The organism is Oleiphilus sp. HI0123, assembly GCF_001635315.1.
On the sequence record NZ_LWGE01001322.1, the window covers coordinates 1 to 10,099 of the forward strand.

Here is a 10,099-nt window from a genome sequence, read left to right on the forward strand (position 1 = left end):
ATTGTCGACCTTGTCGCTCATATATATGAATCGGTCGCTTACGACGATGTATGGGAAGAGGTTATCAGCGATATCTGCGATGCAATTGAAGCGCTGGGCGGCTATCTAACGATTACTGATAGGAAGTCCCAGCAACTTAGTATCGTTGCTAATCGATTTAACGACAAAACTATCGAGTCATATAGCGAAGAATACGCCCCCCTTGATGAACGCAGACTAAGCGTCGAAGACATGTCTACCAGTTCAATCAAAAAAGGCTCAGAGCTATTAGATAGCCAAAGCTAACGCTCTTCTAAAGTCTATCAGGAGCTATTCCGTGAAAATGATTGCTTCCATAGTATCAGCACCTGCTTTTATCGAGATACCCAGTTCATTGCCAGCATCACCTTTTACCGCCCAGATACTCAGCAGGATTTTGATAACCAAACAAAGAAAATTCTCGGCATCTTTGTACCACACCTAACGCGCGCTTTTACCATATCCACCCAAACCAAACTTGCCCAGCTACAAAGCCAGGTGCAAGAGCAGCTAAAAAGTAGTACTGAAGCTGCTATTTTTTTGGTGATGGAGAATTATGTCTCCAAACCTATGAACGCCCGGGCAGAAGAGTTTGCAAAATCGAGTGAGGTGCTCACCTTAAAACATGACCGCCTCGCACTGAAGAACCCTGCCGCCAACAAGCGGCTACAGCACCTTGTCATGCAATGCATTCTTGCTTCGCAGGGAATAGATTTGTTTCCAGGAGGCTTCATTCGTTTAGATGCATACGTTGGTGGAGGCAATGAATGGCATATTGGTGTTACGCCCTACCGAAAGTCTGCGCATGAAAATAAGATATGGAAAGCGAAAGGTTCACTCGTGGTGATGCGTCCTGTCGAGAAAGACAGCTTTGAGAAGCTCAATCTAGTCCTGGCTGACTTTTATGGCCTGACCGCCTCCGAGACACAAGTTCTCAGCAAGGTGATATCTGGGCTATCAGGCTCAGAAATCGCCGAAGAGCTCAAGCTCACTAAAGAGTGCGTTCGCTCTCGCTTGAAAAAGATATACCAAAAAACAGGTGTATCGAATCAAGTTCAGTTAACACACAATATACTGGAAGGCCCCTACAAACTGGCCAACATGTTAGGATAAACAAACAGGCATGAAGCAAAATAAGGCATCTACACAGCAATCAGAAGTTCTTAGTACCAAGCTAGGCACACAATATCGTAAGCGAATCGTTATTAGCGTGTCACTGGTCGGCGTGATTGTATCCTTATGCTATTCAGCTATTTTATGGACTCAATACCAACAAGCGCTGAGCAGCTTTACAGATTTCCTATATGCGCTCTGCTATGCCGGAACATTCTACTGGGTCAGGCAGGAGAAGTTTGTCCTTTCCGCCTATTGGTTGATACTCATTGCCAGCCTGCAAGTTACCTTGGGGAGTATATTCTTTGTCGGCGCTGAAACGGGCTTCCAACTCTATTTCCTAAGCCTCCCGGTCGTGGTCTACTTTCTGCTCAATGACCAGGAAAAATGGAAAAAGCTTGCTGTCATGCTTTATGGTTGCTTGTGCTTTTGCGCGGCCCATACACTACGAGTCGAAACTTACATGGCCCCCATTCCGCCCTCCATCGCACAAGGAGTTTTTATCGGAAACGCGCTAATTGTTTTTCTTATTGTTGTTAGCGCCGTAAAGTTCTTTTCTGATGAGATGCTAAATGCCTATAACGAGCAGCAAAAGTTCGTGCTCACTGACAATTTAACCGGTATTGCAAATCTTCGCTTCGTTCAACAATACGCATCGCAACTACTCTCGCAAGCCGACCGCTATGGCCACCCTATTAGCTTGATCCATTTTGATATCAACCACTTTAGCCAGATTAATACCGAACAGGGACTAGATGCAGGCAACCGCAGCCTGGAGTTTATCGCCCAGCTAGTAAAAAATGATATTAGAGATGCTGACATCATTGCCCGTATAGGTGGCGATGAATTTGTCATCATCTTGCCAGAGAGCAACGCACAAGATGCCAAGCAAGTCGCTGAGCGACTGAGTCAACTCATTAAAAGCCGTAGCTATGAACTTAAGGAAAGCAATGTAAGCTTTTCTGCTAATTTTGGTATCAGCTATTGCGATAGTAGTAATATGAAAAGCATCGACGACTTGATTAGAGAAGCAAGCAGTTAGCACCGTTTTACAAGAGAGTACTGCGGAATAAATCGCTCTGCGATGTCAGGTGTTTTTGATTGAGCTTAAATTTCAGACAAAAAAAAGCGGCGAAAGGTGCCGAACTACCTAATCGCCGCGTTCACTAATAGGGCTTGTAGGGAGGCCCTAATCGGAAAAAGTTATCACAACACAAGTTTAGAAAGGAGCTAAGCAAAAAGGCCTGAAGTTTTTTGCTTAACGCCGTTCGTCTTGATGATTCAAATAATAGGGCTTAGCCGGGCTTAGTTTGATCACCCGAAGGGCTTAGCCCCCGGCGTACCGACCTCAAAACATGACACGCATCACAGTTTTTTCGTCTTTTTAATACTTTTAGGCTAAGTTTTTCTCTTGGAACAAGGTTTAAGCAAAGGCAACGAAGCCGGCTTAATCCCAATAACAATAGTCATCCTTGAATTTAGGCTTGATGGGTGCAATCCAAGCACCATGGTCTAAACTAATGCCTTATAGCCCCCATAAGAAGTCATGGCGCCGTTCATAAGCCACGTTATCGGAAGACTGGAAATGATAAAAATTAGCCGAAATAGACACTCAATCGCTTCGGCACTCATCGTAGTCAGTATGATGCTTGGCTTTAGCGCCTTATCTCAGGCTCATCAAGAGAAAGGCAAGCCTGTCTCATTTAATAGTTATCCTCCTGTCGCTTACATCAACGAAACCACACAAGAAATTGATGGCCCGGTGGCCGCTCTGGTTAAGGCGGTTAATAAGAAGCTAATGCGAGACACCACCTTTCAATTTAACCCCTTGCCCCGAATGTTTGTTGAACTAGAAGCGCATCGTGCGGACGCTGCATTCAATATGAGCTATAACACAGAGCGAGCCAAGAAATGGCACTACAGCTTGCCCGTTCATGTAGTGAACTATGGTCTGTTTGTTAAAAAAGATAACCCTTTAGACTACAGCTCGCGTCAGCAGTTAAGCGGTTTAACCATCGCCACCTATGGCCCGACCAACATGTCGAAAAAGGTCGAGAAATTCGCAAAGAAAATCCCTGGGGCTCGTGTTGTCATAGAGAACGACTTTGAGCATGTGTTTAAAATGCTCGAAGCTGATCGCTTTGGTAAACGTGGGGTGGTCTATGTACCGGATGTCGTCGGCTTTGATACGATCAAAGAGTTCAAGCTGCAGAATGTGCGTTATGCAGGGCCAGATATTAAGAACTTATATTATGTGATTTTTGTCAAAGAAACAGTTTCTAAAGAGTATGTCGATGCCTTTAACCAGGTCTTGCTAACCTTTCACCGTGACGGCACCATGACGGATATTTACGCACGATACAATGGCTCTGTTACCGCGAACGTGCCTGCCATCGAAGATATGGTCGTTCCCGGGCACTAAACTAGCTAATACTTTCGACTAGATAGCGCTTATCACCAAGCTCTACTTCGTCCTCGAGATAGGCGCCAAACAAAGCCTTTCCCAGCGGCGCGAGCTTACTCAAAAGCAACACCTGGCGGCCATTAAAATCGACTATAAGGCCCCCTGCAACAGGCGAAAGAAACACTTCACTAGCAGCCTCGTCGCGACCAGTGCCGAGCTCTCTCAGTCCAATTAAGGTACCAAATTGAATTGCATCGTCTTCACCAAAGTTCTTTGGCTTTAAGCGTTCAAATGTTTTAAGTGCGTTTTCTGCTTCAGCCATCCGGCGAGCCTGCCCTTCGGCCAAATAAGAAGCTTCCAGCCCAAGCGTATCATATTTGTTCTCGGCAACATTCTCTTCGTGCGTTGCCGTTTCATAAGCTTGTTTAGCAGCAGAGTACGCAATATCATAACGCGATTTTAGTGCACTAATTATTTGTACATGCAGAAGCTCTTTATCCATCGCAATAACTATAATTCCGCCTGTCCACTATCGTAGATAAAATGCTGGTTACGTCCGTTTTCCTTGGCGTGGTATAGCGCTTTATCCGCTCTCGCGATTAATGCTCCAATGCCTTCATCCGCCATCATCATTTCTGCAATTCCAACCGATACAGTCACTTTAATATTATGACCTTCAAACTCAAATAATTGACCTTCAACCACATCAATTATGTTTTGCGCAACCGTCACAGCATCTTCAGAGGAGGTATTCTCTAACAAGATCGCAAACTCTTCTCCTCCAAAGCGAGCGAAGATATCGCTTTCACGCAATAACTGGCCAACAAGCAAAGTAAACTTAACCAAGACCTCGTCACCAGCCGCATGCCCGTATTCGTCATTGATATGCTTAAAGTGGTCCAAATCCAAAGCCAGAAGGGATAAGGGATGCTTATTGCGCAAGGCTAAAGCCCGATATTTTTCAGCCAGAACAAAGAACTTTCGACGATTATAGATTGAGGTAAGCGGGTCGGTACTCGCATAAAAACTTAGCTGCTGATTCGCCAACTCCAGTTCGTGAGTTCTCTCATGAACTTTCCGCTCTAACTCTCGATGGTAGCTTTGCTGCGCATCAACAAATTCCTGCTTCTGTTGCTGTAAGGTTTCGAGCATCTGGTTATAGCTATTCTCTAGAGACTGTAGCTCATCATCATGTTCCAGGCCAAGGTTAAGACGACGTTTATCAAGACTATCAAAATCCATACTATGCAATTCACCTACAAACTTTTGCATAGGTTTATAGAGCATTACTTTAAAGACCCATAAAAACAGGCACCAAAGAATAATACTTTTCATCAAAGCATTAATTGCAATAATTAAGAAGCCGAATTTCACACGATCAAATACCACCTGACTATCAGACAAAAAGGTTACTTTTGCCAAATAAACGTACTGATCGTTCAGGGTGCTTTGCAGAATGTCGAAGCTATATTCAAAGCTGCCTGCATCAACCTCCCCTACATTTAGACTTCCAGGAATAAGGGACTCTCCTTTTCCGTTCTCAATTTTCAAACCCGTCACGAAGGGCAACTGAAGAATTCCGTTAGCAATAGAAGAAAGTTGTTTCTCATTGACCGCCCAAAGTGCAGTGCGGAGCGCGGGTGTAAAGGTTCCTTCGATTTCCTTCAACTCAGATTTCACCACATCTTTTGTATGATGGTATTCCGAATAAGCATGAGCAAACGTCATGATAAGCGTAATGCTGAAATAGATAAGAAAAATGCGCTTTAGCAGCCGTAAAGCAATTGAATCAAATGAGAAAAGATTTGAAGCCATACCTACCCTGTACATCTCAAACTACATCGCACCGAGCGTAAACCAGAGGCGACTATTCAACAGAATTCTGTTCAGCCCCCTGTCCCTGATAAGGCCGCTAAATAAACCCTATTGAGTGTAGTTCAAAGACAGCTATTTTGTAAGATTTTTAAACCCTACAATGAAAGCGGTTAAGCAGAAGCGTTTTGGGCAGCCTCCTTCTACGCTACATTCGAAGGCTGTAGTTTAGTGCGACCGTAAAGGTCCACTCTGCACGGGTAGACTCTTTTGGAAAAGGTGGGAAAGTGTCGACCTTCTTTAGCGATGCCAGTGAAGCTTGTTTGAAGAGTTTATGTCCACGCGAGTCGATGACTTTAATGACTTTTAAATCGCCATTTGCCAAGAGCGTGAATTCAATCGTCACCTCACCCTCTCTACGCATTCTTTTGAGGCGCTTCGGATAAAATTTCTGTGCCTCAATAAGCTTAAACAGCTCCTGTTTATAGGCAAGTATCGATTCACCTTCTAAACCCAGGCTTTGCGCTTGCAAAACGGTTTCAGATGGACAGCTAAAGTGTTCATTCTCTGATCGATTTTCTGGCTTTGGCTCTGGCTCTGGCTCTGGCTTTGGCTTTGGCTTTAGCTTTGCAGCAACATGGTGATGACTAATCACAAGCGCTGGACGCAGCAATGGCTTATCCACATTAACAGTATCTAGGCTAACACCACCAGACACGGTAAGAAAAACGGCCAACATCATTCCGCAATGAACAAGCACTGACACGATAACGGTAATACGTATAGGCTTGGAAGTTGTCATGGTGAATCGGTACTTTCCGGTGCAGAGTTCGCATGAATTAAAGCCAACCACTGTTCCAACATTGCTTTTGTCAACATGCCGCTATGTGCAACCCGCTGCCCGCGAGCGGAGTAAATATAGGCTCTGGGCAATTCACCATACCAGCCTGGATCGATGTTATAGCGAAGACGTTCAGGTAAATCGCCATTGAAAAGCCAATGCTCATACTCAAGAAGCGCTTCGTTTGCTATTAAAGCTTCAATATCTGTCTGGTATTCCATATCGTCCGTTGAAACTAGCAACAAGTGCTTATTCAGGCCTTGCCCTGTTAATTCCTTTAGAAGTTTTAATTCTTTTAGACAAGGAGGACACTCGATTGACCATAGCAGTAATATAAATGCCTCTCCCTTACGAGATTCTTCAATGGCAATCAGACTATCCGCTGAAAAGGGCTTTATATTCGCATTTGCCTGAAGCGAAGCGCTCCACCCTATAACTATTAAACCCCATATAAACACAGCTAGTTTTTTCACGCTTATCATTACTCTACCCTAATCCAGCGTAAGCCTTCAGCCTGTGTATGCCACATAGCATGAATTCGGCCCTTCACTTCAATCAGGTCAGGGTGATCTGAGTCATGAGTGGTACTTGCGATTACCTTTTCTTTTAGCCAGTCTTTTCCTAAGTTCACGGACTGACGTAAGATCAAATCGAGACCTTGTCCGTTGTAGCGTTTCCATAGTAGGAACACATTCGAATCCTGCACTATGACCTGTGGACGACTCGCACCTGGGAGTGAATCAATCGAAATTGTGTCTAAGGCCCTTCCTTCAGAAAAGTTATAGCGACCGTACACCAAACCTTTATGTTTATCCCCTTGTGTAAACCAGACAATATGTGCGCGGTCATCACGATCAAAAGACATATCAGGACCATGGTGAGGACAGCCTTCAATCACCCAGTTATCTATAGCCGCTTTAGCTGGATGAGCGTTCTGCATAGACTTCCAGTCTTTGACATAGGCAATAGCATGGTCTCGAATGCTGCCTGGGAATACATGCCGCCATAAGATCGCTACATCTTGGTTCGAATCATTTGCTAGGGCCAAACGACAACATTCACAACTATGATCAACCCACTTTTTATCGGGCTGAAAGCTAGCGCCTACATCGTCAGAGTAGGTGAAATATATCGATCCCCCTAAGTAGTCTTGATTCCTGTCACGAGCGGCTTTTTTATCTCGTTTATCAATCCAGAATAAATATAAACGCCCTGTACCATCCATCAGCATCGCATCAAAACGATGACCGATTAGTGCTTTGTCATTGTTGATCGTAATCGGTTCAGAAAAATTTTGACCGCCATCGAGTGAACGAGCAAAACGCACATCCCCCGAATAGCGCCCAGGCGTCTTATGCGTCCATGAGATAAAGATCTCTTGTTGTTTTCCCAACAGGATCTTTGGCCTATTCTCGCCATCATCATAAATAGCTTCAGGTCGCCGATTAACAGCAATAGGAGGCGTATAGCTGCGCCCTTCATCTGATGATGAAGATAAGTAGATATGGCCATTCTGAGAGAAGACCACATACACTTTATCCTTACCCTCGGCATACGATGGAGCGCGTCCACAATGCACAGATGGAAGTGCCATACCTTGACACTCAGGCAGCAAACTGTTTTTCATTGCTCCATGCTTTTTTGCTGCCTCTGCATCTTGGTTGCAGGTCAATAAGAGTGCAAGCAAAAGGCACAGTATGAAAAAAATACCTGAGCGTTCTTTAGTCATCATGTCTTAAAACCGATACTCAATACCTGCGAATAACTGACGCGGAGCCCCTGGTGTATACTTCTCTTTGCCGTAACTGAAGCTGGCATTTTCCGCATACACTTTATTCGACAGGTTATTAATCTTAGCGCTCAATTTGAGCTGTTCAGAAATTTTATATAGTGCTTTTAAGTGTGTAACCGTATAGCCGCCATATTTTTTAGTGTTATTGTCATCCATCCAATACTCACCAATATGCTCAAGCTCCAATGAAGTCGTCAAACCCTGCACCTTTTGAGGAGAATAGTTCAAACGTAAGTTAGCCAAACTGTTAGGCGCCTCAGCTTGCTCGTTATCGCCATAATCTTCATCGTTCACATACTCGTGCTCCGAGTAGCTATAAGCCAATCGTGCGGATAATTCCTCTGTTAAGGTCTGTAGTATTGATAACTCTGCCCCCTGATGCGTGGTCTCGCCACCATTTTCGTAGTAACGATCTCCATCAATGTTTTCTCGTCGAACAATTGAGTCATCAATCGTCATGTAATACAACGATAAATCGAGACGCTGATTTGTGGTTGCCAGCTTATAACCCAGTTCATAGGTATCACTGACTTCCGGGTCTAAATCAAAATCAATATTGTCAGTTGTAAGCGCATACAAGCGAGAAGCTTGCGGTATTCGGAAACCGTTTGCATAGCGAACATAGATATTCTGACTATCATCAAGACGGAAACTAAAACTCAGTTTAGGACTTAAGTGATTGAATGAAGGGTCATTATCGCTCGATGCCCGCGCATAACTCGACGATGCATATTGCCCGTCAGATAGATTATTCGTGTAATCAAAACGGCTGGAGTCGTAGCGAAGGCCGGCTTCTACTGTTAAGTGATCAGTAACACTAAATGCAGCACTGGTATAGGGTGACACGGCGAAGTAATTCACGTCGTAGTCATAAATAGAGCCCTCAGCGACACTACTTCCCCAGCCACTGGGCACATAGTCAAAGGTTTGCTCATAGCTTCGACTAGACTTGGTATATTCAAGGTCGGCTCCAAAAGTCCAGCGGAGGCTATCTAGGCTATAGTCGGCTTTGAACATGAGGCCAAGCGTTTTTTGCTGGCTATCATTCTCAGGAAGGTTTCCCTGCCAAGTTGCTACATACTGGTTCCGGTTTGTTCTCAAGTACGCAATGGTACTCAGTTCAATCTCGTCATTAAGTAAGTGCGTCCATTCTGTACTCAAACGGGCAAAATCAAATTTTCGCTGAATATCCATCCCGGTAGCTAGTGCAGCTTCTATATCACCCACCGATTCTGTATCGTTTTTCAGCGCATCCAAACCAATTAAACTACCGGCCTGATCAGCCTCAGTAGTGTTTATTGCAAAGACTGTTTTCAGGCTATTGTTGTCATTCAAGGAAACAAAATGCGTAATATTCGCTTCACTTCGTTTTGAGCGAGTATGGTCTCGCCAGCCATCGTTTTCGCTATGCGATATATCAATGCCGACTGAAGAGTCATCACTCAAGCTTGCGCTTCCTGCTAGGCCTAAACGATAAAAGCCATGCGCACCAGCTTCAGTTTTGACGGTATAACCTTCTCTTAAGCTTGGGTCTTGGGAAATCACATTGATAGTACCTGCAACTGAATCGGAGCCGTACAATGCAGTCCCTGCCCCCTTCAAAACTTCTGCAGACCCTGCCGTACTAAAGTTGGTGTATGCCAAACCGTTATGGTTAAAGAAGCCAGAGGATTGTACCGGTATGCCATCCTGTAAAAACAAGTAATAAGGCCCTGTATTGGAAGGCATACGTATACTGGTTTTATGCCCCAAGGTTGAACCGGTCTGTATAATACGAACGCCTGCAATGCTATTAAACAAGTCTTTTTGGTAGTTAGCCTGGTCAAGATCAACAGAGCCTCTATCCTTAACGGCGATACTGGCGGGCACATCCAAGGTCAACTCTTCGTTTCTATTTGCTGTCACACTAATCGTATCTAGCTGCTCAACCGCTGGCTTTGCTTCCATGTCTGCAACAGCGGGAAGTGCATACAAAAGGCTAGCGCCCAAGAGACTACTACCAATACAAGTTTTCCCTGATAGCGAAATATTTCGAAAAGTTTGATTTACTCTCACACTAACACCCTCATTCAACCTCATCTATGATTAGATTGGAGGTGAGTATATCGATGAGGTTTTA

General features: G+C 44.5%; 11 protein-coding genes. 4 read left to right on the forward strand and 7 right to left on the reverse strand.

Annotation, left to right across the window (positions count from 1 at the left end):
- Nucleotides 1–285: hypothetical protein (locus tag A3761_RS27795; protein WP_197473075.1), on the forward strand; the 285-nt coding region annotated here is incomplete at its 5' end.
- 24 nt (nt 286–309) lie between these two features.
- Here A3761_RS27795 and A3761_RS26310 read toward each other — a convergent pair.
- Nucleotides 310–459 carry a hypothetical protein gene (locus tag A3761_RS26310; RefSeq protein WP_156490768.1) on the reverse strand — a complete coding sequence of 50 codons (150 nt, stop codon included), beginning with the start codon at nt 457–459 and terminating at the stop codon, nt 310–312.
- Nucleotides 460–516: 57 nt separating this feature from the next.
- On the opposite strand from A3761_RS26310, the gene A3761_RS16235 reads away from it, so the two are divergent.
- The 3 genes from A3761_RS16235 (at nt 517) to A3761_RS16245 (ending at nt 3,553) form a co-directional block, all read left to right on the forward strand.
- A complete protein-coding gene (locus A3761_RS16235; RefSeq protein ID WP_068511171.1) occupies nt 517–1,131 on the forward strand; it encodes a helix-turn-helix transcriptional regulator in 615 nt (204 codons plus the stop codon).
- A 10-nt stretch (nt 1,132–1,141) separates the two neighbouring features.
- Entirely contained in the window at nt 1,142–2,173 is a 1,032-nt protein-coding gene (locus tag A3761_RS16240) for a GGDEF domain-containing protein (protein WP_068511173.1), read from the forward strand.
- Nucleotides 2,174–2,716: 543 nt separating this feature from the next.
- Nucleotides 2,717–3,553 carry an ABC transporter substrate-binding protein gene (locus A3761_RS16245; RefSeq protein ID WP_068511175.1) on the forward strand — a complete coding sequence of 279 codons (837 nt, stop codon included), beginning with the start codon at nt 2,717–2,719 and terminating at the stop codon, nt 3,551–3,553.
- A 1-nt stretch (nt 3,554) separates the two neighbouring features.
- Here the strand turns inward: A3761_RS16245 and A3761_RS16250 are convergent, their stop codons facing one another.
- The 6 genes from A3761_RS16250 to A3761_RS16275 form a co-directional block, all read right to left on the reverse strand.
- Nucleotides 3,555–4,037, reverse strand: a complete 483-nt coding sequence (locus A3761_RS16250; protein ID WP_068511176.1) for a hypothetical protein — start codon at nt 4,035–4,037, stop codon at nt 3,555–3,557.
- 8 nt (nt 4,038–4,045) lie between these two features.
- A complete protein-coding gene (locus A3761_RS16255) occupies nt 4,046–5,263 on the reverse strand; it encodes a GGDEF domain-containing protein (protein WP_197473076.1) in 1,218 nt (405 codons plus the stop codon).
- Between the two features lie 292 nt (nt 5,264–5,555).
- The gene (locus A3761_RS16260; protein WP_068750508.1) at nt 5,556–6,149 is read right to left on the reverse strand and encodes an energy transducer TonB; all 594 of its coding nucleotides are present in this window, start codon (nt 6,147–6,149) and stop codon (nt 5,556–5,558) included.
- Nucleotides 6,146–6,670, reverse strand: a complete 525-nt coding sequence (locus A3761_RS16265) for a hypothetical protein (protein ID WP_068511183.1) — start codon at nt 6,668–6,670, stop codon at nt 6,146–6,148. Before A3761_RS16265 ends, A3761_RS16260 begins: the two co-directional genes overlap by 4 nt.
- The gene (locus A3761_RS16270) at nt 6,670–7,920 is read right to left on the reverse strand and encodes a sialidase family protein (protein WP_068553848.1); all 1,251 of its coding nucleotides are present in this window, start codon (nt 7,918–7,920) and stop codon (nt 6,670–6,672) included. Before A3761_RS16270 ends, A3761_RS16265 begins: the two co-directional genes overlap by 1 nt.
- A 3-nt stretch (nt 7,921–7,923) precedes the next feature.
- Complete coding sequence (locus A3761_RS16275) at nt 7,924–10,035, reverse strand: TonB-dependent receptor (protein WP_197469959.1); 2,112 nt, start codon at nt 10,033–10,035, stop codon at nt 7,924–7,926.
- Nucleotides 10,036–10,099: the final 64 nt, after the last annotated feature.

Bases quoted from the DNA above. Each gene is read 5' to 3' on its own strand.
- A3761_RS16240 (WP_068511173.1), top strand. From the start codon at position 1,142: ATGAAGCAAAATAAGGCATCTACACAGCAATCAGAAGTTCTTAGTACC.
- A3761_RS16245 (WP_068511175.1), top strand. From the start codon at position 2,717: ATGATAAAAATTAGCCGAAATAGACACTCAATCGCTTCGGCACTCATC.
- A3761_RS16250 (WP_068511176.1), bottom strand. From the start codon at position 4,037: ATGGATAAAGAGCTTCTGCATGTACAAATAATTAGTGCACTAAAATCG.
- A3761_RS16255 (WP_197473076.1), bottom strand. From the start codon at position 5,263: ATGACGTTTGCTCATGCTTATTCGGAATACCATCATACAAAAGATGTG.
- A3761_RS16260 (WP_068750508.1), bottom strand. From the start codon at position 6,149: ATGACAACTTCCAAGCCTATACGTATTACCGTTATCGTGTCAGTGCTT.
- A3761_RS16265 (WP_068511183.1), bottom strand. From the start codon at position 6,670: ATGATAAGCGTGAAAAAACTAGCTGTGTTTATATGGGGTTTAATAGTT.
- A3761_RS16270 (WP_068553848.1), bottom strand. From the start codon at position 7,920: ATGATGACTAAAGAACGCTCAGGTATTTTTTTCATACTGTGCCTTTTG.